Origin of the sequence: Pseudomonas botevensis (assembly GCF_019145475.1) — a bacterium.
GTDB lineage: Bacteria > Pseudomonadota > Gammaproteobacteria > Pseudomonadales > Pseudomonadaceae > Aquipseudomonas > Aquipseudomonas botevensis.
This window is the reverse complement of record NZ_JAHTKI010000020.1, coordinates 61051-88038: the sequence shown is the minus strand read 5'-3', so window position 1 is coordinate 88038 and position 26988 is coordinate 61051. Positions and strand designations below refer to the sequence as shown.

Here is a 26988-nt window from a genome sequence, read left to right as displayed (position 1 = left end):
CGGATCATGTCGTCCTGCAACGAACCCGAAGCCATGTACCTCGCCAATCCGAAGTACAACACCGAATCCCTGCTCGCCAACGCCAGCGAAAACCTCGGTTCGGTCACCGAGATGCTGAGCAACTTTGCCGCCACCCTCGATCACTCGCATCGCAAGACAGCGCTGGGGATCGCGCAGGTGGTGATGGTCGCGGAGTTGGCGGTGAATCAGGCGCTGGATCATGTCGAGCTGACGTAACGGCTCGCCCCCTGCAGCCGGATCAAGCGATGGCCGGCGACTGTCTGTTGCAGCAGACGGTCGTCGGCCAGATGACGCCAGTCGCCCGGTGAAGATTCAGCCGATCGCCGAGGCAGACTCCAGCCAAATCACGTCGATCGCGTCAGCCCTCACAGGCTGATGAACTCGCGAATGGCGCGGATGGTGGGAGTCGGCGCCTCCTCCATCAGCCAATGCCCGGCACCGGGGATGACCAGTTCCTTGACGTTGACGGCGGCATTGCGCATGACGATGGCTTCGTTGTTGCCGAAGGACTTTTCGCCGCCGACGGCCAGTACCGGCATGGTCAGTTTGTTTTGCATGGTCGCTTCGTTGTCCTGCGCGTCCTGGCGGATGGCGCGGAACTGGGCGAATGCGGCGTGCATGGTGCCTGGGCGGGCGTAGAGTTTGGCATAGTGCTGGCGGGTCGCTTCGTCGACCTTGGCGGGGTCGCCGGCAAACTCGTTCCAGAAACGGTCGAGGTAGATTCGCTCACGACCGGCAACCAGCCGCTCGGCGTCCGGGCCGCCAAAGTCGAAGTGCCAGAGCATCGGCGAGCGGACGATGTCGTTCCACGGGGTAATGCCGGGCACGGGCGCATCCATCACCACCAGTTTGTCCGTCAGTTGCGGATAACGCGCGGCGTAGGCAAAGGCGACCATGGTGCCGATGTCATGGCCGACGATCACCGCGTTCTTGATGCCCAGCGTCGTCAGCACCCCATGCACGTCGCCGGCCTGGGTTTTCTTGTCGTAGCCACCTTCGGCCAGCGACGACAGACCGAGGCCACGGAGGTCGGGCACGACGACGGTGTGATCCTTGGCGAGGTCGGCGGCCAGTGGAGCCCACATGTCACCGGTGTCGCCAAAACCGTGCAGCAGCACCACGGCCGGCCCCTTCCCGCCCACGCGCACATGGATTTTCGCCCCTTCTACCGCGATGTCTTGCGTATGAAACGACGACGGGAATGCGCTCACGTCGGCACGCGCTGGAGCGCTGACGACAACGAACAGGGAAGCGATCAACAAGGCTCGGATCATCACGGCGTCTCCAGTGGGTGGTTGGAGGAGCGTAGACCTGTTTGTGCTGTTCGCAGGGGCGTGGCGGACGGCTCGCTTACTGGCAGGCTGGAAATTCGCCAGGGCAACGCTACCGCCCCAGGCTTGTTCGCGGCCCATGTAGCGCATTTCCCGGGGCTTCCACGAAACCGGCAGAGTTTTCACGGCATGGATCTGGGTGCGATATGCGGGTTTGAATTTCTGGTTGGCGCATCCGGCCCGGAACAGAACGGCGAACAACACGACAGCGAACTTCTTCCTGAAGGACTCACAGCAAGAGACGGGTATGGGGAGGTTGGGTGTAGACGCCGTTTTCAGCTATAACACCGCGCACAATTCGAACGTTGGCGGCTAGCAAGCAATACCGCAAGCCAGTTGATCGTTCGCGAGCACAACGGACAGTCTCGGTTCAAACCCCATGGAAATGAAAACGGTACTCATCGCTTTACTGGCTGCTTCATCCCTCACGCCAATACCCGTTTCCCTGGCAGAGAATGCCAACGGCAAGACCCTCTATGTGCAGCGATGCGCGGTGTGTCACGGAGCAGATATCAAGGGCACCGGGCCGTTGGCTCACAAGAGCAATCCGCCCACGCCGGACCTGACGACTGCCGCGTTCAAGAAACGGCTCAATGATTATCCGGGCGTGATTGTGTCGTCGGTCATCCTGCGTCCGAACGGCAATCTGATTCCGAAAACTCTGCAGGAGAATGGCGTGAAGATCGCGCCGCATGCCTGGAGCGTTAAGGATTTTCGCGATCTGAATGAGTACATGGTCGGTTTGATTGCAAGCAAACGCTGAGCTTGAGTCGAGTCAATCGTCAGAGCTGCCGAGCAACAGTGGATTCACCTCGGAAAAATAGTCCGGGCTCGGCATCTTTTGGGCAAAAAAGCCTTCGAAAACCAATTTGAATCGAAAACGAAATTCGTAGACCTGCTTTCTTTTCAGATTTCGAATTTTGAATAAATCCTTGCGATCAAAGTGGCTCGCCAGCGCGTGGGAGCTAAAGCTGAATATCCTGAACACTTTTTGCGAAAGCTCTTGGGTGAAGTGTTCTGGGGTCGCCAGTTGATAAAGCGCCCACTCCAGTTGCCAATACTCATCGTGCGCCACGATTTGCGCTTCGTGTAATTGCCCGATGAAGGAGTCGTCGTCGAAGGCTTCGCACCTGGCGGAGTTTCTGTCGATGATGAAATGTGCATCCATGAAAGCAGCGTCCTGTTCAGATCCGGCGCCAGACTAATGGACTATCAGAGTCGTATCCAGAAAGGACTGGCGATTTATGGCTTCTCAATCAATCTGATCACCATCCCCTGAAGCCGCGGCCAGAATGGCCCGGTATTCGTTTTCTTCAGAGGTATACGAAACAAATTGCTTGCTATCCGGCTTTTGCAACCATAAGCGACCACAACCCTTGCACTCGTAAATGGTGGTTTCGTGGTGAGCCTGGATGCTACTCAGGCGGTTGATCAGAAGATCCGACGATTTGATCCATGGAGAGTGTGTACCGTACTCAGCGACGTAGCATGCCTTGTCTCCTGCTTCCACCGCAGCAACGAAAGTCTTGATCTGGCGCTCGAACTCACGCCAATACGCCTCCTCTGCTTCGTCGCGAAGCAGGCGGGCTTTATAGGGCAAGCTGTCAGTCTGGTCGACGATCACGTAGCCGCATTTACAACCCAGTTTGCTCATTGGCGATCTCGCACCCGTTCATTTGCCTGATTGGCGCCACTCTAGCAGTGCCGGCCTCGAAGTCTTTCGCGCATTCACTCCGTGGCATCAAACGCCGGGTGATATTGCACAGCATCATATAACCCGTCGCGCGTTGATCTTGCAATTTCGCCAACGCAGCTTTCTCAGCGCTAAGCCAAAGCCCTGCCCCCTTCGCTCCGGTAATGGCTGGGCGATACGCCCATGTGTCGGCTGAATGCCGTACTGAATGCGCTGGCCGAGCTGTAGCCGACTCGCTCGGCCACTTCGATCATGCCCGCCGCCGAGCCGCGCAGTAGGTCCTTGGCGACGGCCATTCGCCAGGCCAGCAGATATTCCATGGGGGCTTGGCCGAGGGTGTGATTGAAACGCTTGAAGAACGCAGAGCGCGACAGCGCGGCAATCTTTGCCAGCTGCGGCACGGTCCACGGGCACGCGATGTCGCCGTGCATCTGTTGCAGGACTTTCGCCAGACGCGGGTCGGCCAGGCCGCGAATCAGCCCTGGTGGCGCCTCCGCTTCGGGTGTCGCGCGTAATGCTTCGATCAGCAGCATTTCCACGAGGCGAGTCAGGATCAACTCACGCCCGGCGCCCTGCCCCATGGACTCCTCACGCACGAAGCGAACCAGCGTCGTCAGGCGCTCCCTGTCCCGCACATGCAAGCGCGTAGGCAGCATTTGCGCCAGCAGGGTGGCATCGGGGGATTCAAAGACAAAATGGCCTCCGAGCAAACGCACGTCGGCTGGCGCGTCGAGATCGCCATGGCGAACCTCGTCGATCGGCGTGACCGCTTTGAGTGGCTGAATGTGCAGCGGCTCGACGGGATCGAAACCGGACATCGTGAACGCGGGCGTTCTGGGTAACAACAGGAAGTCACCCGCCTCCAGCGTGAGAACCGGTTGATCGTCCACGGCCAGCAGACAGCTCCCCTCCAGCACCGCGCAAAAGCTCGGCAAGCCAAACGCCGAGTAGCGCACCGCCCACCGTCCGGCGCCGCTGATGCCCTTGGAGAACACCGCGCGAGGTTTGAGCAACGTGATGACATCGGACAGAGGATCGCTCATAGGGACTTTCGCGAATGAATAGTGGACTTGTGATTATGGGGAGTCTCGCCAGGCGCCGTTATCGTAGCCGCTACCTGACCTACCTGGAAATGCCCCCATGAAGACTGTTCTGATCACCGGTTGCTCCTCTGGCTATGGCCTGGAGACTGCACGTCACTTTCTCGCGCAAGGCTGGAATGTGATTGCCACGATGCGCGCACCGCGCGAAGACCTGCTGCCCCGCTCCGATCGCTTGCGCGTCCTGGCCCTGGATGTCACCGAGCCTGAAAGTATTCGCGCCGCACTGGAAACGAGCGGCCCCCTCGATGTGTTGGTCAATAACGCCGGGATCGGTCTGTTCGGCGCCTTCGAAGCCACCCCGATGACCACCACCCGTGAGCTGTTCGAAACCAATACTTTCGGGGTGATGGCCCTGACTCAGGCGGTTCTGCCACAGTTCCGCGCCCGTCGTGGCGGCGTGGTAATCAATGTCACCTCCAGTGCAACACTTGCCCCGATGCCGATGGTCGCGACCTACACGGCCAGCAAACAGGCGATCGAGGGTTTCAGCGGTTCACTCGCGCTGGAGCTTGCGCCGTTCAACATCCAGGTGAAACTGGTCGAACCGGGTTATGCACCGACGACACGCTTCACCGCCAATGGAGAAGTGCGCATGGCGGGATTGATTCCAGAGGCTTACGTGCCGATTGCGCAACAGATCTTCAATTCGCTGGGCACCTCGCCGGTCACTACCGAGAGTGATGTGGCGGAGGCGGTTTGGCGCGCCGCGAACGATGTGTCGGGACAGCTTCGCTTCCCGGCGGGGGCTGACGCAATTGCGTTGAGTGGGTTGCGATAGATCTCGTCAGCGACTCAATCGAGCGCTGATCGCCCGAGAAATGCATGACAGATCAAGGCTACACATCCCTGCGTCATTACCTACAAACTCACCGGAAAGTGTCACCTTGTCGGGTGATTCTTCAAGCTCTATCGTTTCGTTGTGGCGACCTACGCTGCCCACATCCCGCCCAAGGCAGTAAGCCGCCCTAAACATCCAGGACGCGCCAAACCCTTGGGCGTTTTTTCAGGAAGAAAGCATGCCCGCAGCGGGGAGCCACCGGATCGGTGGCCCCGCAATAACACGCTTCACCCCAACCGCATCGACACCTCAATATCATCGGCAAACGGCACCGACACATACCCGTTCCCCGGCGCCCGCACATGGGCCAGATATTCCGGGCAGTAGTTGGTGTTGTCCGCCACCACCAGCGCGCCGGGGCGCAGGTGTTTTTCCACCAGGCCCAGCACATCGCCGTACAACGCCTTGGCGCCGTCCAGCAGGAGCAGGTCGACAGTCTCCGGCAGGTGGCTGGCGAGTGTCACCAGCGCATCGCCTTCGCGAACTTCAATCAGATCGCTGACGCCACCCTCCACGAAGTGTTTGCGCGCCAGGGCGATCTTCGAAGGTTCGAATTCGCTGCCGATCAGCACGCCACCGCCGTTGTCGCGCAGGGCCGCCGCCAGGTGCAGGGTCGACAGGCCGAACGAGGTGCCGAATTCGACGATGGCCTTGGCTTTGGTGCTGCGGGCCAGCATGTACAGCAGCTTGCCGGTGTCGCGGGAGACCGGCAGCCACAGGTCTTTGAGCATGGCGTAGAGTTCGAGGTATTCGGTTTTGCTGTGCATCAGGCGTTCGCGCTCTTCGTGCGACACCGTGTTCAGCACCGGGCTGGTGGCGGCGCCGGCCTGGGTGTAGAGGCGTTCGATCAGGGTCGCCAGGGGCTCAGTGGTCAAAGTCGTCATGATTGCTTTCCGTCGGTTGGGGACTAAGATGCGAGCAATTCGTCGCATTTAAATGATGCGAGTGATTCGTCGCCTGCGCTATTCGCGTTCTCCCCCAACCTCCGAGCCCCCTATGACCGAGCGCCAGAAGGCCCGTATTTCCTCACGCAAACAGCCGCAGCAGGCGCGCTCCACGGAGTTGGTCGGGGCGATTCTGCAAGCGGCTACTCAGGTTTTGGCCAAGGAAGGCGCCGCCCGTTTCACCACCGCCCGCGTCGCGGAAAAGGCTGGGGTGAGTATCGGTTCGCTGTACCAGTATTTCCCCAACAAGGCCGCGATCCTGTTCCGCTTGCAGAGCGATGAATGGCTGGAGACCACCGCCATGCTGCGGCGGATTCTGGAAAACCTTGAAGAGCCGCCGCTGGATCGCCTGCGCACGCTGGTGCACGCCTTTATCCGATCGGAGTGCGAAGAAGCACAGATGCGCGGCGCGTTGCACGACTCCGCCCCGCTCTACCGCGATGCGCCCGAGGCTCACGAGGTGCGCGCGGCCGGCAAGCAGATCTTTGAAACGTTCATCCTCCAGTTGCTGCCCGAGGCCAGCGATCCGACCCGCGCGCTGGCCTGCGATCTGATCCTGCGGACGCTCAGTTCGGTGGGCAAGGACTTCTCGGGAACCCCGCGCAGCGAGGAGGAAATTGCGCTTTGTGGCGACGGGATGGCGGATATGTTTCAGGCGTATGTCGTTGCGCTCGCGCAGCCGAAAACGCCCAAAGATGAACGGTAGAAATTTTGAAGGCATTCAGCCATCAATCCTCCTCCAGTGCGCTAGGATGATTCAACGCACACAGGGAGAAGAGCGATGGGACAGGCACTGCTGGTCAAGATCCGCGGGAGCTTAAGCGCAGGACAGAATCAGGGACTCGCAGCAGCCGTCGGCGGCCCGCCCCTTGAGGAAATCCTGAAAATCCCCGCTCCACCGGCCCCGGCCGGCGCGGCAGGCATGGCGGCCGCGCACGGTTCAACCTGGTATCGCGCGCCGCTGCCGCCAGCGGCCAATCCTTGGGACGCCGCCCATGCCATGCTCGCCCAAGGGGCAGCCTTCGCCGCCGCAGCGGGTGGCGGCACGCCAATCGAGTTCATCGAGCCGGACACCGAGCAAACCTGGTTTACCGAGCAGACGCCGGGGGCACAAGCCTTGGCGGCCGCAGCGGCCTGCACCTTTCATCCTCAGGACGGTTCGGGCGAAAAAGCTGTCTCCACTGCCGGCGACGACTGGCATCTGCAAAATCAGTACTCACAGCTTGGCAATGCACGGAACAATGTCACCCCGGCCCAGCAGCAGGCCATCAAGATCGCTCATCTCGACACCGGTTATGACCCCAAGCACGCCAGCTTGCCGCTAAATCTGGACCTGCTGAATCAGCGCAACTTTCGAGATCCGGGCCGGCTCAATGATGCCACCGACCGCACGCCGGACGGCTGGAACGCCATTCGCAACCAGGGCCATGGGCACGCCACGCTGAGCCTGCTGGCCGGCAATCAGATCACCAACGTTCCGGCCGGAAAAGGCTTCAGCGGCTTCGTCGGTGGCGCCCCTCACGCGACGGTGATCCCGATACGCATTGCCGACTGGGTGGTGCGATTCTCGACCAGCACCATGGTTCAGGGCTTCCAGTACGCGGTGGATCAGGGCGCGCATGTACTGTCGATGAGCATGGGCGGCCTGACGTCTCGCGCCCTCGCCGACGCGGTCAATCTGGCCTATGAGCGTGGCCTGTTCATGGTCACCGCAGCAGGCAACAACTACGCCAAGCTGCCGACCCCGGGTTCCATCGTGTTCCCGGCACGCTTCCAGCGTGTCCTTGCAGCCTGCGGCGTGATGGCTGACGGCCGGGCCTACGCCGGACTTAACCTTGGCACCATGCAAGGCAACTATGGGCCAGCGTCGAAAATGCAGACGGCAATGGGCGCCTTCACGCCCAACGTGCCGTGGGCGGAGTTCGGGTGCGGCAAACTCGTCAGCATGGACGGCGCGGGCACCTCATCGGCCACCCCACAACTGGCCGCTGCCGTCGCGCTGTGGATGGCCAAACATGCTCAGGCCCTCGCGGCGTACCCCGAGCCGTGGATGCGTGTCGAGGCTGCGCGTTGGGCGCTGTTTCAGTCTGCGCGACAAACGACGGCGGTCATGGGCAAAGGTGAAACGCTCGAAAAAATTGGACGAGGGGTGCTACAGGCCGACGCATTGCTGCAGATCGCGCCCCCTGCCGTCGCTGATCTCAAGAAGACTTCAAAAGCCGAACCCAGCTGGGGCTGGATCAACCTGATCTTCGGCGTCGGCGGTGTCAGTCTCGCCGCTGGACAGACGCCGGCGACACTGGAAATGTTTGCGCTTGAATTGACCCAGATGGCACAGATCAATCGACAGGTGGACGAGGCGATCCCGGACAACGACGCCGCCACCGGCGTGGCGGCGTCCCTGCGCAGCCGCTATCTGGAAGCGGCACTCGACTCGGGCAATCCTTCGGCGCCGTTGAAGGCCTTCCTCGAGCAGCAACTGGGTCGCAAGCAGGCCGCCGCAGGCGTCGGGCCTGCGGCGATTCCCTCGGGATCTCAAATCGAACGCAAGGCCAAAGTGCTGCCCACGCCGCCGCGACGCTTGCGGGTGTACGCACTGGACCCCTCCATCGCCAAGACATTGAGTTCTGTGGAGATCAACGAGACGGTCATCAACGTCCCGTGGGAGGAAGACCTCAAGCCCGGCCCGGTCGGCGAGTACCTTGAGATCGTCGATGTCGATCCGGCGTCCAATCGTCTCTACGATCCGGTCAACCTCAACGAGCCAAAACTGTTGGCTCAAGATGGATGGCCGCCCTCCGAAGGCAATCCGGAATTCCATCAGCAGATGGTCTACGCGGTGGCCATGAAGACCATCAAGAACTTCGAGGAAGCCCTTGGCCGGCGGGTGCTCTGGGCCGCACGTTGGGCAACATCTACCAACAGCAAGGGCCAGGTGGAGTTCAAGCCTTACACGGTGCGGCGCTTGCGCATCTACCCCCATGCCCTGCGCACCGACAACGCCTATTACAGCCCGGACAAAGTGGCGCTGCTGTTCGGCTACTTCCAGTCGCAGGCCGACCCGACCGGTGCCACGCCCGGCGGCACGATGGTGTTCTCGTGCCTGTCCAGCGACATCATTGCCCACGAAATGTCCCACGCGCTGCTGGACGGCTTGCACCGTCGCTTCCAGGATGCTTCGAACCCGGACGTGCCTGCCTTCCACGAGGCCTTCGCCGACATCGTGGCGCTTTTCCAGCACTTCTCGATTCCCGAGCTGGTGCGTTTTCAGGTGCGTCAGGCGCATGGGGTGATGGACGCCGCCCGCCTGCTCGGCGCGTTGGCCAAACAGTTCGGCGAGGGCACCAACCGTGGCGGCCCGTTGCGCGACTATCTCGCCAAAGGCCCGAAGCCCAAGTATCCCGACGACATGGAAATGCACGACCGAGGCTCGATCCTGGTGTCGGCGGTGTACGAGGCGTTCCTCAGCATCGTCGACCGCCGCACCGCCGATCTTATCCGTATCGCCACCAACGGCACCGGTCTGCTGCCCAAGGGCGCCCTGCCCCATGACCTGGTGGAACGGCTGACGGAGGAAACCTGCAAGACTGCCCGCCATGTGCTGCGCATCTGCATTCGCGCGCTGGATTACTGCCCCGCTGTCGATATCACGTTTGGCGAGTATCTGCGCGCGCTCATCACCGCCGATATCGACCTGGTCGCCGTGGACCGATTCCACTACCGCGTCGCCTTCATGGACGCTTTCCGCAAACGCAATCTGCTGCCGCGCGACGTGCGCACGGTGTCGGAGGAATCGCTGGCTTGGGGCACGCTGGTCAATTCAAAACCGCAGTGGCTGGCGGGATTGGTGGCAGACCTCGACTTTGGCTGGGATCTCAAGCTTGATCGCGAGGCCGTCCAGAGGCTCAACGAAGAAAATCGCTGGAAACTGTGGAGACGTCTCTCGGATCTGCTGAAAAAGAACCCGGAACTGTGCGTGGAGTTCGGCCTGCTTCCCGATGTGCCGAAATACTCCTCGGATGGGGTGATTGTGGGTCCCGCAGCCCCCGGCGAAACCACCTTCGACGTGCCCAGCGTTCGCCCGGCGCGCCGTGTGACGCCCGATGGCGGCTTCCAGATCGAGGTGGTGGCGACGATCCTGCAACGCCGTCGCGTCCCGGTTGACCCGAATGACCCTGGCGGCCCGCAGATGTGGTTCAGGGGCGGCACGACGCTGATTCTCGATCCGCGCAAGAACGATTGCGAAGTCCGTTACGCCATCGTCAAGAACAGTGGCAGCGACAGCCGCCTGGCCCGGCAACGGCAGCAGGCGTCCAGCGGTTCCATGGGGGCACTGCAAGCGCTCTACTTTGCGACCACCCCGAGCGAGCCGTTCGCGCTCCTGCACTCACACAACGGAGGGTTCGGCCATGCCCAATAAGAACCCGGGCTTCACCATTCGCCACTATTGCCAAGGCATTGGTGACTGCCATTTGCTGCGTTTCGAGAAAGCCGACGGCAACCCTTACTGGATGCTCATCGATTGCGGGATTCACACCTCGATCAAGGGCGGGTCGCAAATCATCGACGACATCGTCGCCGACGTTTTTGCGGTGACCAAGGGTCAAATCGATGTGCTGGTGCTGACCCACGAGCACACTGACCACATCTCCGCGTTCAGGGCCTCGGCGAACCGGTTTGCCGATTTCCATATCGACGAAGTGTGGATGGCCTGGACGGAGTCGCCGACCGATCCCGACGCGCAAAAGCTCGACAAATTCAAGCAGCAGGCACTGAGTGCGCTCTCAGGCGCCAGCCGCCAGTTGCATGGTGTGGCGCACCTGGACGAGGCAAAGTCGGCCGCACCGCTGCGCGAAGGCATCGACGAACTCCTGGCATTCAGCTTCGGCGCCCAGGGCGAAACGGTACGCGGCATGCGAGATACGGCTGCCGGGCTCGCCAAAAAAGCCATCAAATACCTGGAGCCCGCGCAAGCGCCGCTCGACATTCCCAGCGCCTGCGCGATACGTGCCTACGTTCTCGCGCCGTCGCGCAACCCGGACTATTTCAACATCGTGGACCGCGTGGGCGAGCGCTACGCGATGTCCAGCGACGAAAACGGCCTGCGCATTGCCGACACGCTCTCCAGCGCGTTCGCCGCAGCGGCCTCCACTAGCGACTTCACCGACCTGACAGCACCGTTCGACCCCAGCCTGGGCACTCCACTCAACGGCATCTCGCGTGTGGTCAAGCCGCCCAAGGGGCCTGCCGAATTCGCGTACTTGCACTACTACGGCCCGAGTGAGCGGGCGCCACTGATCGCCTCGAAAAAACGCGTGCGCACCACCGACGCCAACGAGACCAATCAGGCGTGGCGGCGGATCGACTACGACTGGCTCAGCTCCGCCGGCTCACTGGCGATGCAACTCGACAACAAGATCAACAACACCAGCCTGGTGCTCGCCTTCGAGATCGTCGACACCGGCCGGGTTTTCCTCTTCGCCGCCGACGCGCAGATTGGCAACTGGCTGAGCTGGCAGGACGCGAACTGGAAGATGTCGGAAGAAATCACCGTGACCGGCCCGGACCTGCTGAACCGAACCGTCTACTACAAGGTCGGCCATCACGGCAGCGAGAACGCGACGGCCAAGGCCAAAGGCCTTGAGCTGATGACGAGCAAGGACCTCACCGCCTTCATCCCCACGAACAAGGCCGACGCGGAGAATGTGCATTGGGGCGAAATGCCGTATCACTCGCTCCTGACGGCACTGGATGCCCAGTGCGGCCCGCGCGTCATTCGCGCTGACGACCCGAAACTGCTGGCAGGCCAGGCGCCCTTCGCGACACCGTCCGGGTCCATTCAGGCGGTTCGGGTGGGGTTCGTGGGCAAGGGCGGCGACCAGCGGCGGACGTGGGTTGAGTTTGATGTTGCGTAGCGTCGCAAGGTCGCCCTGAGCGAGCCCCGGCGGAATCATCCCTGGATGAGCCGCCGGCCCGAGGCATTTGCCGTCCACGGCGCTTGCTTCAGTTCGTCGCCAGATAAAGCGCTCGATACGCCGCCACCAGTTGCTCCAGATTGAACGCCAGATTACGCCCACTGGGATTGGGCAGAATCCACACCTGCGCACCGCCAAACGTCTGCGCCTGAGGCCCCCACTGGAGCACTTTCTGCCCGGACAATCCGGCATACGCCGCCTTACCCAGAAATGCCACAAAGCGCGGCGCACAGCGGGCGATCTTGTGCTCGAAGCTCGCGGCCGCCGCTGTGAATTCATTCGCCGATAACTGATCCGCTCGCGCGGTCGGTCGTTCCACCACGGCGGTCAATCCGCAGCCGTATTGCAGGATTGACCGATCCTCTTCCGGCCGCACTTCCTGCGACGTGAACCCGGCCAGATGCAGCGTGCGCCAGAAGCGATTACCCCGTCCGGCAAAGTGATGTCCCTGCTCCGCTGCGAGCAGTCCGGGGTTGATCCCGCAGAAAACCACCGACAGACCGTCCGCCAGAATGTCTTCAAGCGCTGCCATGGACGCCATCACCCACAGATGACGCTGACGGCGCTGCGCGCCAGTGCTGCCAGCTCCTCGCGGGACTTACCGGCCCGTGCGCGGATCGAAATGCTGTGCAAAAGGGACGACGCGAGCACCGCCAGCGCGGCGAGGTCGGCATCGGCTTTCAGCTCGCCGGCGTCGATCGCCAGTTGCAGACGCGTTTGCAAATCAGCATCGAGCTGGCTGAGCCGCAAGGACAGCACCTGGCGAATCTCCGGATCCTCGACCGCTTCGGTGGTCGCCGTGCCGATTGCAAAACAGCCGCGCGGCTGGCCGTCACCCGAGAAATAGATCGCCAACTGGCCTTCGTAAAACCCGGTCAGCGCCTGCTCCAGGGTCAGGCTGCTGTCTTTCAACACAGCCTGCATGGCGGCGTGGGCGGTTTCCCAATATTGGTCGAGCGCCTTGATGTACAGCGCATGTTTATCACCGAACGCGGCATACAGGCTGGGACGGTTCATCCCGGCCGCGCTGGCGATGCTGTCCAGCGAAGCGGCGGAGTAGCCGGTATTCCAGAACACCCCGAGCGCCTGTTGCAACGCGGTTTGCGGATCGTAGGCACGCGGGCGGCCGCGGCCTTTTCCTTCTGTCGGTTTATTTTGTGCCATCTCGCATTTAATCCTTGCAGGAAAGTGGGGTCGCTCATATTCTTACACCATCGCACAAAATTAAGGAATCAAAAATTCCTTGATAGGCAGGTTTGTTGTAGCGGAGCTCGAACCGGGTCTGGCGACGACGAAACAGCGGCAGCGGAGCAATCCTCCACCACCGCACTCGGCTTGTTTTTTCACCGCAATGAATGACGTCCGGGCCGCTTGCACAGGTCGGCCCGATTTCCCGGTTACAGGTGGATTTGATCATGACCCAGCCCTTCGATCTCTCAGCGACAAAAGCCAACCCACACCCCGGCCCAACCCTGGCCGACGCACCGCCGAAAAAGCCCCTCAGGCAGAAACTGCGACCGCTGCTGATGGCCGGCGTCCCGGCATTTTTTGCCGCCGTCGGCTACAGCCATTACCTGGCCAACGAGCCATTCGTTTCCACCGATAACGCCTACGCCCGGGTGGCCAAGGCCTCGATCAACGCGCGGATTTCCGGACAAGTAGTCGAGATCGCCGTCGAGGACAACCAGCCGGTGCACAAGGGTCAGATCCTGTTCCGCATCGATCCTGCCCCGTTGCAGATCGCCGTCGACCGCGCCGAAGCGCAACTGGGCAACGCCCGCTTGCGTATCGACGGCCTCAAGGCCAGCTACCGCCAGCAACAGGCCGAGCTGCAATCGGCAAAAGCGTCGGCGGATTACGACCAGAAAGAGTTCGCCCGCAAGAAAGCGCTGGTCGCCACCGAGTTCGTCTCGAAGGCGATTTACGAGCGTGCGGAAACCGACCTCAAAGTCTCGCGGCAGCACATCGCTGCAATCGAACAACAGATCGCCAGCACCGTCGTCGCGTTGAATGGCGATCCGGACATCGCGATCGACAATCATCCAACCGTGCGCGAGGCCAGGGCTCAGCTCGACGAAGCCAGGCTCTACCTGTCCTACGCGACGGTCAGGGCGCCGGACGACGGCATCGTCGCCAAAGTCGATGACTTGCAGGTTGGCAACTACGTCAACAACGGCGCGCCCGCCTTTGCGCTGATCTCCCAGCGGGACATCTGGGTCGAAGCCAACTTCCGCGAGACCCAGCTCACCCACATGCGCCCCGGACAGACCGCGACCATCGCCATCGATACCTACCCGGATCGCCGGTTCAAGGCGCACGTGACCAGCATGAGCCCCGGTGCCGGTTCCGACTTCGCCCTGCTGCCGCCGGAAAACGCCACCGGCAACTGGGTAAAAGTGGTGCAGCGGGTTCCGGTGCGACTCGAGCTGGACGAACTCGATCCAACGGTGCAGTTGTTCTCCGGCACCAGCGCCACGGTCACCATCGACACCGGGCATCGCACGCCATGGTGGCATCCGCTCAAGTCGTTGCTGACCGCAGGTGACTCGTGATGAACACCCACACCGCCACGGCGGCCGATGCGCGCTCGTTGCGCCTGGTCGCCCTGCTCGCCACATACATGCAGTCGGCCAATCTGCCGTTGCCGAACGCTGCGTTGCGTCTGATTCAGGGCAGCCTGTCGATGACCGACGACCAGGCCGGGTGGATTTTCACCGCCTACCTGGCTGCCAGCGCGATCACCACACCGGTGGCGCAGTGGCTGGCCGGACGCTTTGGCCTGAAGCGTGTCTACCAGAGCGCGCTCGCCCTGTTCGCCCTCGGTCTGTGGCTCGGCACCCTGGCCGCTACGCCGCTGGAGTTCATCGGTGCGCGTGTCCTGCAAGGCCTGGCGGCCGGCGTTCTGGCGCCGCTGTCGATGGCGATTGCCGTGGAAACGCTGCCCGTCGAGCATCGCCCGGCCTTCGCGCCGAAATGGACCGCACTGGTGCTGCTGGGCATCGTCAGCGGCCCGAGTCTCGGCGGCTGGATCTGCGAGTATTTCGACTGGCGGCCGATGTTCCACCTCAGCCTGCCGCTGACCGCGTACATCTTCATGGTGGTCAGCCTGCTGCTCGCCGAGAAAAAAGCCGATCCGCGCCCGTCGTTCGACTTCTTCGGTTTCGGCAGCTTCACCCTGGGCATGATCGGCCTGCAAATGCTCCTCGACCGGGGCGCGCGCATGGACTGGTTCGACTCACCGGAAATCTGGATCGAAGCGCTGGTCTGCGGACTGGGATTGTACCTGTTCAGCGTCCATGTGCTGACCCGCAAGGCGCACTTCATCAACAAGGGTTTGTTCGCCGACCGCAACTTCCTGTGCTCGACCGCGATCTTCTTTGCCTTCGGTTTCGTGCTGCTGTCGACCATGGCCCTGACCTCACCGATGCTCGATGAAATCCTCGGTTATCCGCCGGACACCACCGGCTTCATGACCGCTCCGCGCGGCGTCGCTCTGGTGGGCGCGTTCCTGCTGATGGGTCGGGCACCGGCGTGGATCGATCCACGGCTGTTCGTGGCCCTCGGCGTGGCGCTGGTGGCGTACGCCAACTGGTTGATGCTCGGTTACTCGCCGCTGATGGACTGGACGCCCGTGGCGATCACCGGATTCATTCAGGGGGTTGGCCTGGGCATCTTGATGCCGGCCCTGAGCAAGGTCGCGTTCAGCACGCTCGATCCGAAGCTGCGCCCCGAAGCCACCGGCATTTTCAACCTGATCCGCGTCTACGGCAGCACGCTCGGCGTGGCGGTGGTGCAGATCTTTTTCTTCAACAACACCCAGGCGATGCACTCGGCGCTGGTCAGCAACCTGACGCCCTATCACCAGGCGCTGCCAACCTCGCTGTCGGCGCTTGAGGGGCTCAACCATCTGGTCACCCACCAGGCGGCGTTCATCGCGGTGATGGGTCAGTTCAAGATTTTGCTGGCGGCGATGCTCGTGGTGAGCCCGCTGGTGCTGTTGCTGCGCAAACCCGTTGCGACCAACTAATTTTCGTGGAGTCCGGAACATGAAATCTTCTACGCGCTTCATCAGTCGGTCAGCGTTGCCGACGAAAATCACCCTGTTGGCGGCACTGGTGTTGTTGTCCGCCTGCACCGTCGGCCCCGATTTCCAGCGCCCCGATATCGCCAGCAAGTCGCAGCATTACGACCGGCAGGCCGAGCAGCAACTCGGGACCGAAACCACGCCCGGCAATCAGCACATCGACCTCGGCAAACGGCTGAACGGTGACTGGTGGTCAGCGTTCCGTTCGCCGAAACTCGATCAGGTGGTGCGCCGCGCCATCGACGGCAACCTCGAACTGGTGGCCGCCGACGCGACCATCCGCCAGGCCGCCTCCTCCGTCGCAGCGGCGGAAGGTGCGTTGTACCCGCAGGTGGATTTCGGCGCGCAGGCCGGGCGCCAGCGCACGCATAACGGGCCGCAGCCAACCGCCAACAACTTCTACGCCATTGGCCCACGGGTCGCGTTCGACCTGGACGTGTTCGGCGGCAACAAGCGCTTGGTCGAAGAGCAACAGGCGCTGACCCAACTGCAAACCCATCGCTACGAAGCCGCGTACCTGACGCTGACCGGCGACGTTGCCAGTCAGGCACTGCTGCTCGCCTCTGCCAACGCGCAGATCAAGGCCGTGGAAACCCTGCTGGCGAACGACACGAAGAACCTCGATCTGGTGCGGATGGCCCAGCAGCACGGCACGACTACCCAGATCGATGTGTCATTGGCCGAAACCCGCCTCGCCCAGGATCGCACGCTGCTGCCGCCCCTCGCCCAGCAGCGGGATGCGGCCCGGCATGCGCTGTCGATCCTGGCCGGCAAAGGCCCGGCTGACTGGATCGCACCGGACTTCAGCCTCGACGAGTTCAACCTGCCGTCGAACATCGCGGTCAGCCTGCCCTCGGAGATGGCCCACACCCGCCCGGACGTGCTGCAAGCCGAATCGGAACTGCACATCGCCAGCGCCGCGGTCGGCGTCGCGACCGCCAATCTGTACCCGCATGTCGAGCTGTCCGCTTCGCTGGCGCAAGCGGCGTCCGGAAATGGCGGCGCCGCGCTCTGGGGATTCGCTGCCGGGCTGACCGCACCGATCTTCAACGGCGGCACGCTCAAGGCTGAACGCCAGGCGGCGGTCGATGGCTACAACGCCTCCCTCGCCCGCTACCAGCAAACGCTGATTCAGTCGTTCGGGCAGGTCGCGGACACCCTGCAGGCGATCAGCCACGGCGCCGAGCAGAACCTCGCTCAGGACGACGCCCTGCGTGCCGCTGAAACCAGCTTGCGCTTGAACCAGCAGGCCTATGCCCAAGGCGAGAACAGCATCCTTCAGGTGCTGGAAGCCGAGCGCGCCTATGAGCAGGCGCTGCTCGGGCAGATCCAGGTCAAGACGGCGCGCTACCTCGACACTGTGCGCCTGTTCGTGGCGCTGGGCGGCAATTCTGTCGGCGCCTTCGAGCAGAAAATGGCCGCCCGCGAGGCCTCGACATCCACCGATCAACAACCGCTTTAACGACGGAGAAACGTCATGAGCTACGAAGTCATTCGCGATGAACTGCGCGACACACGATTGCCGCTGAACAATGGTGCGGGCGCGATGCCGGCGGTGGGTTTCGGCACGTTGTTCCGCGATCCGGGCACCACCACCGAGGCGGTCAAATGTGCGCTGGAGGCCGGTTTTCGCCACTTCGATTGTGCCGAGCGCTACCGCAACGAAGAGCAGATTGGCGTGGCCTTCCAGCAAGTCTTCGACGCAGGCCGCATCCGCCGCGAAGAGGTGTTCATCACCACCAAACTGTGGAACACCAACCACCGTCCCGAGCGGGTCAGAGCGGCGTTCGAAGCGAGCTGTCAGCGGCTGCAGGTCGACTACATCGATTGCTACCTGATCCACACGCCGTTCGCGTTCCAGGCCGGGGACGATCAGGACCCACGGGACATTTACGGGCACGTCATCTACGACGGCGGCGTGACGCTGCTGGAGACGTGGCGCGCCATGGAAAGCCTGGTCGATGAAGGCCGTTGCAAGTCCATCGGTCTGTCGGACATCACCCTCGACGCCCTCAAGGCAATCGTCGCCGTCGCGCGGATCAAACCGGCGGTGGTGCAAATCGAGTCGCACCCGTACCTGCCAGAATGGGAACTGCTGGCGTTCTGCAAAGAGCACGGGATTATCGTTCTTGCGTTTGCTCCGCTGGGGCATGGCATGGTGCCAAATGTGCTGCAGGAGCCGGTGATTACCGGCATCGCCCAACGTGTGCAGAAAACGCCGGCGCAGGTGTTGCTGGCCTGGGCGGTGCAGCGCGGCACGGCGTTTCTGACGACCTCGGCGACGCCGAGCCATATTCAGGAAAACGTCGACATCAGCACCCTGCCGCATCGGGCCATGCATGAGATCAAGGACGAGATCACGACGCGGATTCGCTTCAATTCGGTGGTGGAGACTGGGGTTCCGGGGTTTATTCCGGCGCGTTCGGCTTGAAGTTTTGCGCGTGATTCAGGTCGCAGCCCTCTCTCTCCGGGAGAGGGCTGTTTTTCCGGGCCGCGCACCTATAATCCCTGCACCCCAACAAGGCCAAAACCATGGACGTCTTCCAGAGCATGCGGTTCTTCAGTGCAGTCGCCCAGACCGGCAGTTTCACCGCCGCCGCCGAACTGCTCGACACCACCACAACCAACGTCTCCAAAACTGTCTCCAGCCTCGAAGCACGCTTGCACACCCGCCTGATCAACCGCACGACCCGCCGCCTGGCCCTCACCGAAGCCGGCGTGCGTTACCTGCAACGCTGCGAAAAAATCCTCGATGACGTGCGCGAGGCCGATGAAGAAGCCGGGGCCGCCCAGACCCTGCCCGTTGGCCGGCTGAAGATCCACACCATGTCCGCCATCGGCAACCATTACGTGATCGACGCCATCGCCCGCTACCGCGAGATTCACCCCACGGTGATGTTCGACCTGACCCTGACCAATCGCGTCCCGGATCTGCTCGAGGAAGGCTACGACATGTCCATCGTGCTGGCCCGCGACCTGCCGGATTCCGGCTTCGTCGCGCAACGGCTCGGCATCACCTACAGCATCCTCTGCGCCGCGCCGGCCTATCTGGAAAAACACGGCACACCCGACTCCCCCGCCGCGCTGTGCGAACACGAGTGCCTACGGATCGTCAACACGGTCATGCCCGTGGAGAACTGGACGTTCGAAGGACCCGACGGCATGGAAACCATCACTATTCCCGTGTCGCCCCTGCACATCAACACCGCCGACGGCATGAGCATTGCGATCAGGAAAGGCATAGGAATCGGTATCCAGCCGATTGCATCGGCCGTGGAGGGATTACGGGCGGGAACGCTGGTGCGGATATTGCCGGAGTATCGGCTGGAGGAGTTGAACCTGTTCGCGATCTATCCGTCGCGCAGGTTCGTCGATGCGAAAATCAAGACGTGGGTGGAGTTTCTCAAGCAATCGATTCCGCAAATGCTTGCGGCGAATCAGGCCATCGTCAGCGCTAAAAACTGAGTGCCGCAGACATGGAGTGTCGACCCTCCATCGTCTGCACCGGACTCAACTGGAGCAGCCGGTGCCCATCACTTGATACTGCAGAACATGGCGTTCGCCGTAGGAGTCTTCGTAGGTCATCTGTACCGGAACCGGCGCGCATTCGTTGGCGGGTTCGGTGATGGAGATGACGTGTTCGATATCCAGTCTGGTCGCGTAATCATAGGTTTCGATCGGGGTGGCGTTGGCTTCTGCGCTGTCCGCTGCATAAGCATGTGCGCCGAAGGTGCCGAGGATCAAAAGCAGCGCCGTTTTCTTCAAGGTCATGATGTTCACCGTCTCGTTGAAGGCCGCTGGAGCCTGATTGCTGGCGGCCTGGAGACGATGTTAGGGATCAGCCGACAGGGGAAAAATCGGCCGGCTGGACAAAGACTATTGCCGGGAGAGGTATGAATGCGAACGCTCATGCACCCACAGCGCAAGATCCTCCGGCTCCAGCGGACGAGAGAAGCAATAACCCTGCGCGACGTGATAGCCCAGCTCTCGAAGGATCTCCAGTTGCCCCTCGGTTTCGACCCCTTCGGCAACGATGTTCAATTGCAGGCTATGACAGATACCCGCAATCGACTGAACGAGCGTGCGGGCGCTTGCACTTTTTTCGATATCGTCGATGAAACTCTTGTCCAGCTTGATCGCGTTGACGGGCAGGCGCAGCAGGTAGCTCAGGCTGGAGTAACCGGTGCCGAAATCGTCAATGGACAGACTGACCCCCAGTTGCCGGACCTCGGTGATGACCGATATCACCGTGTCGGTCGCGTCCAGGATGAAGTCTTCGGTGACCTCCAGCGTCAGACAGGAAGGTGATAATTCATGTCTGGCCAGTAACGTCTGGATGAACTCGACAATGGCTCTGTCGCGAAAGGCCACCGGAAAGATATTGACCGACATGTGCGGGACCACAAGCCCGGCGTCGCGCCATTGGACCATCTGCCGACAGGCTTCGGTGAGTACCCAGCGATTGAGCTCGGGCATCATGCCTTCATCGCGCATCAAGGGGATGAAGCGGCTCGGCGGAATGTCTCCAAGTTGCGGATGACACCAGCGCACCAACGCCTCGACGCCAAACAACCGGTAGTCGTCGAGCATGATCTGGGGCTGGTAATGCATCGCCAGTTGATCCGACGCCAGCACATCCTTGACTGCCAGGCTCAATGTCAGCTCGTCCTCGACCGGAGGAGTAACCACCGGATCGAAGACTTCAATGACCTGACGACCGGCCGACTTGGCCTTGTACATCGCCTGGTCGGCATGTAACAGCAACGACTGAATGTCGCTGCCGTGGTCGGGGTAAATACCGATGCCGATACTGGCGGAAGGCACGACTTTTACATCGTTCAACATCATCGGTTCCGCCAGTTTGCTCATCATTCTTTCTGAAAAGGCAATCGACTGTTCGGCATTGGAAGGCGAAAGAATAATCACGAACTCGTCCCCGGAAAGGCGGCTGACAAAATCATTGCCCCGTACCGAACCCTGAAGTCTCCTGGCAATTTCCGACAGCAGCAAATCCCCGGCGGCATGCCCGAGCGAGTCATTGATCTGCTTGAATTTATTAATGTCGATGAACAACACCGCCATGGAAGATTGCGCGCGTTGAGCATTGGCAATCATCGCGTTGGCTTTCATCATCAACATGCGCCGATTGGGCAACATCGTCAGGCTGTCGTAATAGGCCAGCCGTTCAATATCGTTGATGAAACTATCGCGCTCCAGGGCGAGCGCACACAGTTTCAGGCTGGTTTCCAGCAACCGGTACTGTTGGGCTGCCGGAAGGTGATTCTCGCGATAATAAAGGGTCAACGTGCCCAGGATGCGTCCGTTGTTGGAGCGAATGGTATTGATCCAGCCAGCGGTAAAACCGAGTGATTGCGAGAGTTCATGATCGACACAATCGCCCGTGTACGATGCGGGATCAGTGAAGTTCAACATGATACTTTGTTGCGCATCCATTTTTTTCAGGATGGAGCGCTCGGCAAGGTTCTCCAATGACTGAATCAACCCTTCCGGCAAGTTGAACTCCGCGACCAGCGGAAGGCAGCCATGCTCATCGAACTGCCTGATCGAAACACCGATTTCGGGGGCGATACGGCCGATTTCCAGACAAATCAGCTTCATGACATCGGGAAGCGACTCTTCTCGGGCCATGGCGCTCAGCACCTTGAACTGCAACTCGTCGTTCATCTTGGCTTCGGTGATGTCTGTCACGATCGCCACGACGTCCTGTTGAACGCCCTCAGGGTCCAACACCGGGTTGGCAACCACACGCACCCATAAAGGATTCTTTGACTTGTTGTAGACCAGCAACTCAGTGGTGTGACTGACGCCGCTCTGGATGCTGTTTCTAAAGGAAAAGATCGCATCCTGATCGGTATGCCGACCATAAAACACCTCGTCCGGTTTCTTCCCTACCAGATCGGATGCCTCATAACCCAACATACGCACAAAGCCTTCGTTGACATACGTAATGATGCCATTCGAGTTGGTTACGACAATGGCGCTGTCGGTTCTATTGACTGCAATTTTAAGCAGCCGGCTCTTTTCTACTTTCTTGATGATGTACAAAAAGAAAAAGGTCGTCGCCAATACCAGAAAAAGAATCATCGCGGCGGCAGCCATATATATTTCAAATCGGTCACCCATCGACTGAAGTGAAGTCTTGCTGACGCTATTGCCATATCTTATGAAGTTCTTTTGTTCCAGTAAAAATTCCTCTTGAATATCCTGTACCGGTTGCGCAAGTGCCCATTGCACATCGCCAGCCCCGGTGTACTTGAGCAATTGATTCAGTACATTCACATAACGCGAATAGACATCTTTTAGTGCCTGGACGCGAATATGGTTTTCTTCATCAACTCGGGTGCGAGTGAGAAAACGGTCGAACGATTCATTCGCCAGGGTCAACTCCATACGCGCGTGCTGCACCATCTCCTGTGGAACGGAATTGAACAGTACGATACGGGTGTTGGCGCGCGACAGGGACAGCCGCGCCTCCATCAAGTGTTGAACGGTTTCCGCCACCGCATCGACTTGGTCGACTGCGACATTGGACAGGGTTCCGATACTCGATTGGTTGCTGGTCACCAGCCAGAAACTAAGGATTAAAGTTGCACATTGAAATACCAGAGCGGTAGCCAGGACCGTCCTCAAACCACGAGGCACTGCGAGCTTGCGAAGCAAATAATCCTCCTCTGTCTTGGACAGCCAGGGAAATTTTGTAAAAGAATCAGCCCGGCCGAAAGTTTCTGGCCAGCGGTCCAGGCTCGTACTAGAGGGTTTTAATGCGCAGGGTTGTACCGGATAGAAAGTCACCGCGCGGTATGGCAGAGTTGTCGTTTCGGGAGACGCTAATGGCGAGGAGCCATCAAGGCGGCGAATTCTATAAGAAAGCCATGTTGGATTGAAATGGTTAAATCTGCGCATCGACCTGTTTTTTTGCAGTCGTTATTGGTCAAACGGTCAGAAAATCCAACTAAATTCCTTTCCTCTTAGATGCTTACAAAAACGTGTCTGACAATCAGTCATTCCGATTCAAGTTGCTGTTTATGGCATACCAAAGAGCCTGCCGCGGGAAGGATGATTATTCATCGCAATGATTATCATGGAGGCAATGCGGAGAGTAAGTCGCGACCTGCGCCGCGTTTTTCGTAAGTTCGCCACAACACGACTATTCTCAGCTTTTGAATCGGGCAATTGAACTCGCGTTTTTTCAACGTCAAATGTACGCGTTCCCCCTCCGGTCTAGAGGGTTTCAGGGTGTCCCACAGGCCTTTACGGATAAAGCGCGGTGGTTGCATGGAAACTGGCAGCAATGAATGCAAAAGTCGGACTGACGAGCGGCGACGAGGCCGAAGACTTCTTCGTACAGACCCTGGAACAGGCCATCGACGCCGTGGTGATCATCGATGATCAAAACCGTGTGGTGTTCTTCAATACCGCTGCCGAACGGTTTTGGGGCTGCCCACGTCTGGAAGTGTTGGGCAGCAACGTCAGCACCCTGGTCCCGTATCCCCTGCGCACCCATCACGATGACTATGTCCGCGCCAACCGCGAGACCGGGATCAACAAGATTGTCGGGGTCAGCCGCGACATCCAGATCGTGCGCAAGGACGGCGAAGAACGCTGGGGCACGATGTCCATCTCGAAAATCGCCCTCGGCGAGCGAATCCTGTACGCGGCCTTCCTCAAGGACGTCACGCAACTGCGCCTCAAAGACATCGAACACCGCTTGCTGTCCATGTCGGTCAATGTCACCAGTTCCGCCACCTGCATCGTCGATGCCAATGCACGGCTGATCTATGTCAATGACGGACTCATCCGGTTGCTCGGTTATTCCCGCGAGGACGTGATCGGGCAATCACCGTTGACGTTCTTCGTCTCGGATATCCACGCCCAGGCACCTGCGGAGCCGAGGCTGGAAAAGATTCTCTGCGGTCAGCCCCACGAAGACAGCGCGCTGATCAGCAAGCGCAACGGTCAGCGACTGTGGGTCCACGTGTCCTCGACGCCGGTGTTCGACGCCCAGGGGCAGATCGATAACATCGTGATCGTGTTGACCGACATCACCCAGTCAAAGCTGCATGAGGTGCTGCAGGAAAAGGTCATCAGCGCGCTGCTCAAAGAAGAGTCGCTGGAGAGCGTGCTGACGCTGATGTGCCAGGAAATCGAGCGCATCGCTCCCGAGGTGATCGTGTCGATCCTGGGCGTGGACATGGAAGGCGTTCTGCACCCGTTGGCCAGTCCGGGTCTGCCGTCGCATTACTCCAGGGCCATCGAGGGCTTATCGATCGGCCCCGTCGCCGGGTCGTGCGGAACCGCCGCCTACCGGGGCGAACCAGTGCTGGTGACGGACATCAACAACGACCCGCTATGGGCCGACTACAAGGCGCTGGCGAAAGAGTCGGGCCTGCGCGCCTGCTGGTCGATCCCCGTGCGCAACGGCTCCGGACGGATCGTGGCGACGTTCGCGCTGTACTTCCGGGAATGTCGCGGCCCCGATCCGCTGCACACCCATCTGGTGGCGGCGGGCACGCACTTGTGCATGTTGGCGCTGGAACGGGAAGAAGCCCGGCAATCGATTCGCAGAATGGCTTTCTACGATGCCTTGACCGGCCTGCCCAATCGCAACTTCCTGATGTCCCAGGCACAGCGCTGCATTCTCGAAATGGCACGGGAGAACGCCGAACTCGCCGTGCTGTTTGTCGATCTCGACCGCTTCAAGCAAGTCAACGACGCCCTCGGTCACGCGTCGGGGGACGAGTTGCTGCGGGTCATGGCGCAACGCTTGCGCAGCGTGCTGCGTGAATCTGACTTTGTCGGGCGGTTGTCCGGTGATGAATTCGTGCTGGTCCTGCCACGGATGAACGCGACACATGTCACGGTTTTTCTGGAGCGTCTGCGGAGCATCCTGAGCAGCCCGACGACGATCGCGGGCACCTCGGTCGTGGTTTCGGCGAGCATCGGGATCAGTCTGTTTCCGGGTGATGGTCAAGACATGGAAAGCCTGTTGCACCGCGCCGACATCGCCATGTACCAGGCCAAACGCACCGAGCGCGGCAGTTTTTCTTTCTTTCTCGAAGAGATGAACAGGATCGCGCAAGGACGATTGATGCTGGAAACGGCGCTGCGTGAAGCCCTCACCGGCAATGACCTGAAACTCCATTATCAGCCGCAGATCCATCTGGCGAGTGGGCGGCTGGTCGGTGTCGAGGCGTTGGCCCGATGGTCGCACGCGACGCTGGGCACTATTTCCCCGCTGCAATTCATTCCGCTTGCCGAAGAATGCGGACTCATCAATGACTTGAGCCAATGGGTGTTGCGCGAGGCCTGCGAGCAGCTCGCCGAGTGGCGTCGACAAGGTTTGAGGGTGCCGTCGATATCGATCAATCTATCGCCAATCAACTTTCACAATCTGAATCTGGCGGGGCTGATCGATCAACAATTGCAACGCTGCGCTTTGCAACCCGCCGACTTGTGCGTGGAAGTGACCGAAGGCGTATTGCTTTCCAACAGTCTGGCCACCGAAAAAACCATTCGCGACCTGCACGTCCTGGGCGTGCGATTGGCCATCGATGACTTTGGCACCGGTTATTCCAGCCTCGGCTATCTGCGGCGTCTGCCCATCAGCGAGTTGAAGCTGGACAAGAGTTTCGTCGACGACCTGAAACATGACAACTCATGCCGCGCCTTGAGCGAATCGGTGATCGGTATCGGCAAGGGGCTTTCCTTGCAGGTGGTGGCCGAGGGGATTGAATCGGCGCATCAGCGCGACATTCTCAAGGCCCAGGGCTACGAGATCGGCCAAGGCAACTTCTTCTCGGCGCCATTGCCTGGCGAGGCGCTCGCGCAATGGATTAAGCTGGCGCCATTCAAGAACCTGCAAGTCGAGTAAACCCGCATGAATCGTCAGAAAAAATTACAGCAGCTGTTCAAGGCCAAGGCCAAAAAGGCCAGCGCCAAACTGGCGCCGAAAAAGCCCAAGTACATCTGCAAGGCGGATCGTTTGAAGCTGGCGGCCGAAGCCAGCGATGAGGCCGTCACCGCCACCGAAAGCTGATCCCGAGTCAACGCGAGAGTCGATCGATCCGGCTCTCCCGCCCTGCCCTGACGCCGCCACCGATAGCCCATCGGACACCGCTCACGCCATCGCCGTCAGCACCGCGCTGTCACGCCACAACTGCTGCGCAACGTCGTCACGGCGCGCGAGGTCGGAGGGCTGCGGCCATGTCAGCTCACCTCTGACCAACGACGCATACAGACGCCCCCTCGGCGGCGCGAGGCGCCCCGATGCAAGATCGGCCAGCACCTCGCCCGCCTGCACGCGCATGCTTTCAGCGAAATAAGGACTCAACGCCATGGCCGGCCCCGGAAGCGTTCCGTTCGGCAAATTGCGTCCCAGGCCGGTGCCGGGGGTATAACCCGGGTTGTAGGCGATCACCCGCAAGCGCCGGGACCTGACCACGGGCGACGCCGCGAAGGCTCGGGCCGTCAGCAGATTGCACAGTTTGGAAGTGGCATAGGCGCGGAATCCCGCTTCGAACTCGACCTCGCCACCCGCGCTCCGCCCAAGGTCCTGCTGCGCCAGTTGATGGGCATCGACAAACGCAAACGGCGCAACCGGGCTGAACCGTGGATCGTGGGTGTTGCTGGTGGTCAGCAGCACAATGGCATTGCGCGCCAGCGATGGCGCCAGCAGCCGCAATAACAGGTAGTACCCCAGGTGATTGACCGCGAAAGTCGTTTCATGACCGTCCACGGTGCGCGCCGTGGTCGGAAAACTGAGTCCGGCGTTGAGGACCAGTGCATTGATCCTGGTCTTGCCCAAGGTGTCGAGCACTTGCCCGGCGAACTGCCGGACGCTGCTCTGGCTCGCCAGATCCAGCGGCACGGCGGTTTCCCGTCCGCCCACGATGAGGCGAGTGCCAGGGGCTGCGCCCAGACGCTGCGCAGCCGCTTCGCCCAGACCAAACGTCCCGCCGGTCATGATGATCGTGTTCAT

At 60.7% G+C, this 26988-nt stretch carries 24 protein-coding genes; 13 read left to right on the top strand and 11 right to left on the bottom strand.

From position 1 onward, the window contains the following. A partial coding sequence (locus KVQ74_RS22215) for a DUF6124 family protein (protein ID WP_404822719.1) occupies positions 1 to 237 on the top strand: 237 nt, incomplete at its 5' end. A gap of 149 nt (positions 238 to 386) precedes the next feature. Here the strand turns inward: KVQ74_RS22215 and KVQ74_RS22210 are convergent. Further along, positions 387 to 1295, bottom strand: a complete 909-nt coding sequence (locus KVQ74_RS22210; RefSeq protein ID WP_217833514.1) for an alpha/beta fold hydrolase — start codon at positions 1293 to 1295, stop codon at positions 387 to 389. Positions 1296 to 1737: 442 nt separating this feature from the next. On the opposite strand from KVQ74_RS22210, the gene KVQ74_RS22205 reads away from it, so the two are divergent. Next, positions 1738 to 2115 (top strand): c-type cytochrome, encoded by a 378-nt coding sequence (locus KVQ74_RS22205; protein WP_217833519.1) that lies wholly within the window; start codon positions 1738 to 1740, stop codon positions 2113 to 2115. 12 nt (positions 2116 to 2127) lie between these two features. On the opposite strand, the gene KVQ74_RS22200 is transcribed toward KVQ74_RS22205, so the two are convergent. From KVQ74_RS22200 to KVQ74_RS22190, 3 genes are all read right to left on the bottom strand, one after another. After that, positions 2128 to 2520, bottom strand: coding sequence for an Imm41 family immunity protein (locus KVQ74_RS22200; RefSeq protein ID WP_217833513.1), 393 nt, complete (start codon positions 2518 to 2520; stop codon positions 2128 to 2130). Positions 2521 to 2604: 84 nt separating this feature from the next. Then, positions 2605 to 3006, bottom strand: a complete 402-nt coding sequence (locus KVQ74_RS22195) for a hypothetical protein (RefSeq protein WP_217833512.1) — start codon at positions 3004 to 3006, stop codon at positions 2605 to 2607. A 170-nt stretch (positions 3007 to 3176) separates the two neighbouring features. Further along, positions 3177 to 4088 (bottom strand): AraC family transcriptional regulator, encoded by a 912-nt coding sequence (locus KVQ74_RS22190; protein ID WP_217833511.1) that lies wholly within the window; start codon positions 4086 to 4088, stop codon positions 3177 to 3179. 97 nt (positions 4089 to 4185) lie between these two features. Between KVQ74_RS22190 and KVQ74_RS22185 the strand changes: the two genes are divergently transcribed. Beyond that, positions 4186 to 4926 (top strand): SDR family oxidoreductase, encoded by a 741-nt coding sequence (locus KVQ74_RS22185; protein ID WP_217833510.1) that lies wholly within the window; start codon positions 4186 to 4188, stop codon positions 4924 to 4926. A gap of 287 nt (positions 4927 to 5213) precedes the next feature. Here KVQ74_RS22185 and KVQ74_RS22180 read toward each other — a convergent pair whose 3' ends face one another. Further along, complete coding sequence (locus KVQ74_RS22180) at positions 5214 to 5870, bottom strand: O-methyltransferase (RefSeq protein ID WP_217833509.1); 657 nt, start codon at positions 5868 to 5870, stop codon at positions 5214 to 5216. Positions 5871 to 5982: 112 nt separating this feature from the next. Between KVQ74_RS22180 and KVQ74_RS22175 the strand changes: the two genes are divergently transcribed. The 3 genes from KVQ74_RS22175 to KVQ74_RS22165 all read left to right on the top strand — a co-directional run bounded on the left by KVQ74_RS22175 (position 5983) and on the right by KVQ74_RS22165 (position 11845). After that, positions 5983 to 6636, top strand: a complete 654-nt coding sequence (locus tag KVQ74_RS22175) for a TetR family transcriptional regulator (protein WP_217833518.1) — start codon at positions 5983 to 5985, stop codon at positions 6634 to 6636. A 75-nt stretch (positions 6637 to 6711) separates the two neighbouring features. Then, positions 6712 to 10350, top strand: coding sequence for a S8 family serine peptidase (locus tag KVQ74_RS22170; RefSeq protein WP_217833508.1), 3639 nt, complete (start codon positions 6712 to 6714; stop codon positions 10348 to 10350). Further along, positions 10340 to 11845: an MBL fold metallo-hydrolase gene (locus tag KVQ74_RS22165; RefSeq protein WP_217833507.1), complete on the top strand. Its 1506-nt coding sequence runs from the start codon at positions 10340 to 10342 to the stop codon at positions 11843 to 11845. Before KVQ74_RS22170 ends, KVQ74_RS22165 begins: the two co-directional genes overlap by 11 nt. 88 nt (positions 11846 to 11933) lie before the next feature. Here the strand turns inward: KVQ74_RS22165 and mug are convergent, their stop codons facing one another. Genes mug through KVQ74_RS22150 form a run of 3 tightly spaced genes read right to left on the bottom strand, consistent with a single transcriptional unit; the run spans position 11934 to position 13322 of the window. Next, complete coding sequence (mug, locus tag KVQ74_RS22160) at positions 11934 to 12437, bottom strand: G/U mismatch-specific DNA glycosylase (protein WP_217833506.1); 504 nt, start codon at positions 12435 to 12437, stop codon at positions 11934 to 11936. A gap of 8 nt (positions 12438 to 12445) precedes the next feature. Next, on the bottom strand, positions 12446 to 13069 hold the full coding sequence (locus tag KVQ74_RS22155; protein WP_217833505.1) for a TetR/AcrR family transcriptional regulator: 624 nt from the start codon (positions 13067 to 13069) through the stop codon (positions 12446 to 12448). Between the two features lie 34 nt (positions 13070 to 13103). Continuing rightward, on the bottom strand, positions 13104 to 13322 hold the full coding sequence (locus tag KVQ74_RS22150) for a hypothetical protein (protein ID WP_217833504.1): 219 nt from the start codon (positions 13320 to 13322) through the stop codon (positions 13104 to 13106). On the opposite strand from KVQ74_RS22150, the gene KVQ74_RS22145 reads away from it, so the two are divergent. From KVQ74_RS22145 to KVQ74_RS22125, 5 genes are all read left to right on the top strand, one after another. After that, positions 13321 to 14457 (top strand): HlyD family secretion protein, encoded by a 1137-nt coding sequence (locus tag KVQ74_RS22145; RefSeq protein WP_217833503.1) that lies wholly within the window; start codon positions 13321 to 13323, stop codon positions 14455 to 14457. The genes KVQ74_RS22150 and KVQ74_RS22145 overlap by 2 nt on opposite strands. Next, entirely contained in the window at positions 14457 to 15932 is a 1476-nt protein-coding gene (locus tag KVQ74_RS22140; protein ID WP_217833502.1) for a DHA2 family efflux MFS transporter permease subunit, read from the top strand. The genes KVQ74_RS22145 and KVQ74_RS22140 overlap by 1 nt, the downstream gene beginning before the upstream one ends. Positions 15933 to 15951: 19 nt before the next feature. Beyond that, entirely contained in the window at positions 15952 to 17451 is a 1500-nt protein-coding gene (locus KVQ74_RS22135; protein WP_217833501.1) for an efflux transporter outer membrane subunit, read from the top strand. A gap of 15 nt (positions 17452 to 17466) precedes the next feature. Continuing rightward, positions 17467 to 18420, top strand: a complete 954-nt coding sequence (locus KVQ74_RS22130) for an aldo/keto reductase (RefSeq protein WP_217833500.1) — start codon at positions 17467 to 17469, stop codon at positions 18418 to 18420. Positions 18421 to 18521: 101 nt separating this feature from the next. Further along, the gene (locus KVQ74_RS22125) at positions 18522 to 19454 is read left to right on the top strand and encodes a LysR family transcriptional regulator (protein WP_217833499.1); all 933 of its coding nucleotides are present in this window, start codon (positions 18522 to 18524) and stop codon (positions 19452 to 19454) included. A gap of 45 nt (positions 19455 to 19499) precedes the next feature. Here the strand turns inward: KVQ74_RS22125 and KVQ74_RS22120 are convergent, their stop codons facing one another. Together KVQ74_RS22120 and KVQ74_RS22115 are read right to left on the bottom strand one after the other, a co-directional pair. Next, a complete protein-coding gene (locus KVQ74_RS22120) occupies positions 19500 to 19760 on the bottom strand; it encodes a DUF2790 domain-containing protein (RefSeq protein WP_217833498.1) in 261 nt (86 codons plus the stop codon). Positions 19761 to 19865: 105 nt separating this feature from the next. Continuing rightward, positions 19866 to 22913, bottom strand: coding sequence for an EAL domain-containing protein (locus KVQ74_RS22115; RefSeq protein WP_225930132.1), 3048 nt, complete (start codon positions 22911 to 22913; stop codon positions 19866 to 19868). Positions 22914 to 23301: 388 nt separating this feature from the next. Here KVQ74_RS22115 and KVQ74_RS22110 point away from each other — a divergent pair, with 388 nt between their 5' ends. Together KVQ74_RS22110 and KVQ74_RS22105 are read left to right on the top strand one after the other, a co-directional pair. Then, positions 23302 to 25881 carry an EAL domain-containing protein gene (locus tag KVQ74_RS22110; RefSeq protein WP_217833497.1) on the top strand — a complete coding sequence of 860 codons (2580 nt, stop codon included), beginning with the start codon at positions 23302 to 23304 and terminating at the stop codon, positions 25879 to 25881. Positions 25882 to 25887: 6 nt separating this feature from the next. After that, the gene (locus tag KVQ74_RS22105; RefSeq protein WP_217833496.1) at positions 25888 to 26046 is read left to right on the top strand and encodes a DUF2986 domain-containing protein; all 159 of its coding nucleotides are present in this window, start codon (positions 25888 to 25890) and stop codon (positions 26044 to 26046) included. Between the two features lie 81 nt (positions 26047 to 26127). On the opposite strand, the gene KVQ74_RS22100 is transcribed toward KVQ74_RS22105, so the two are convergent. After that, positions 26128 to 26988, bottom strand: a complete 861-nt coding sequence (locus tag KVQ74_RS22100) for an SDR family NAD(P)-dependent oxidoreductase (RefSeq protein ID WP_217833495.1) — start codon at positions 26986 to 26988, stop codon at positions 26128 to 26130.

Coding starts and splice junctions, on each gene's coding strand:
- KVQ74_RS22210 (WP_217833514.1), bottom strand. CDS start 1,295: ATGATCCGAGCCTTGTTGATCGCTTCCCTGTTCGTTGTCGTCAGCGCT.
- KVQ74_RS22205 (WP_217833519.1), top strand. CDS start 1,738: ATGAAAACGGTACTCATCGCTTTACTGGCTGCTTCATCCCTCACGCCA.
- KVQ74_RS22200 (WP_217833513.1), bottom strand. CDS start 2,520: ATGGATGCACATTTCATCATCGACAGAAACTCCGCCAGGTGCGAAGCC.
- KVQ74_RS22195 (WP_217833512.1), bottom strand. CDS start 3,006: ATGAGCAAACTGGGTTGTAAATGCGGCTACGTGATCGTCGACCAGACT.
- KVQ74_RS22190 (WP_217833511.1), bottom strand. CDS start 4,088: ATGAGCGATCCTCTGTCCGATGTCATCACGTTGCTCAAACCTCGCGCG.
- KVQ74_RS22185 (WP_217833510.1), top strand. CDS start 4,186: ATGAAGACTGTTCTGATCACCGGTTGCTCCTCTGGCTATGGCCTGGAG.
- KVQ74_RS22180 (WP_217833509.1), bottom strand. CDS start 5,870: ATGACGACTTTGACCACTGAGCCCCTGGCGACCCTGATCGAACGCCTC.
- KVQ74_RS22175 (WP_217833518.1), top strand. CDS start 5,983: ATGACCGAGCGCCAGAAGGCCCGTATTTCCTCACGCAAACAGCCGCAG.
- KVQ74_RS22170 (WP_217833508.1), top strand. CDS start 6,712: ATGGGACAGGCACTGCTGGTCAAGATCCGCGGGAGCTTAAGCGCAGGA.
- KVQ74_RS22165 (WP_217833507.1), top strand. CDS start 10,340: ATGCCCAATAAGAACCCGGGCTTCACCATTCGCCACTATTGCCAAGGC.
- mug (WP_217833506.1), bottom strand. CDS start 12,437: ATGGCAGCGCTTGAAGACATTCTGGCGGACGGTCTGTCGGTGGTTTTC.
- KVQ74_RS22155 (WP_217833505.1), bottom strand. CDS start 13,069: ATGGCACAAAATAAACCGACAGAAGGAAAAGGCCGCGGCCGCCCGCGT.
- KVQ74_RS22145 (WP_217833503.1), top strand. CDS start 13,321: ATGACCCAGCCCTTCGATCTCTCAGCGACAAAAGCCAACCCACACCCC.
- KVQ74_RS22150 (WP_217833504.1), bottom strand. CDS start 13,322: ATGATCAAATCCACCTGTAACCGGGAAATCGGGCCGACCTGTGCAAGC.
- KVQ74_RS22140 (WP_217833502.1), top strand. CDS start 14,457: ATGAACACCCACACCGCCACGGCGGCCGATGCGCGCTCGTTGCGCCTG.
- KVQ74_RS22135 (WP_217833501.1), top strand. CDS start 15,952: ATGAAATCTTCTACGCGCTTCATCAGTCGGTCAGCGTTGCCGACGAAA.
- KVQ74_RS22130 (WP_217833500.1), top strand. CDS start 17,467: ATGAGCTACGAAGTCATTCGCGATGAACTGCGCGACACACGATTGCCG.
- KVQ74_RS22125 (WP_217833499.1), top strand. CDS start 18,522: ATGGACGTCTTCCAGAGCATGCGGTTCTTCAGTGCAGTCGCCCAGACC.
- KVQ74_RS22120 (WP_217833498.1), bottom strand. CDS start 19,760: ATGACCTTGAAGAAAACGGCGCTGCTTTTGATCCTCGGCACCTTCGGC.
- KVQ74_RS22115 (WP_225930132.1), bottom strand. CDS start 22,913: ATGCGCAGATTTAACCATTTCAATCCAACATGGCTTTCTTATAGAATT.
- KVQ74_RS22110 (WP_217833497.1), top strand. CDS start 23,302: ATGAATGCAAAAGTCGGACTGACGAGCGGCGACGAGGCCGAAGACTTC.
- KVQ74_RS22105 (WP_217833496.1), top strand. CDS start 25,888: ATGAATCGTCAGAAAAAATTACAGCAGCTGTTCAAGGCCAAGGCCAAA.
- KVQ74_RS22100 (WP_217833495.1), bottom strand. CDS start 26,988: ATGAACACGATCATCATGACCGGCGGGACGTTTGGTCTGGGCGAAGCG.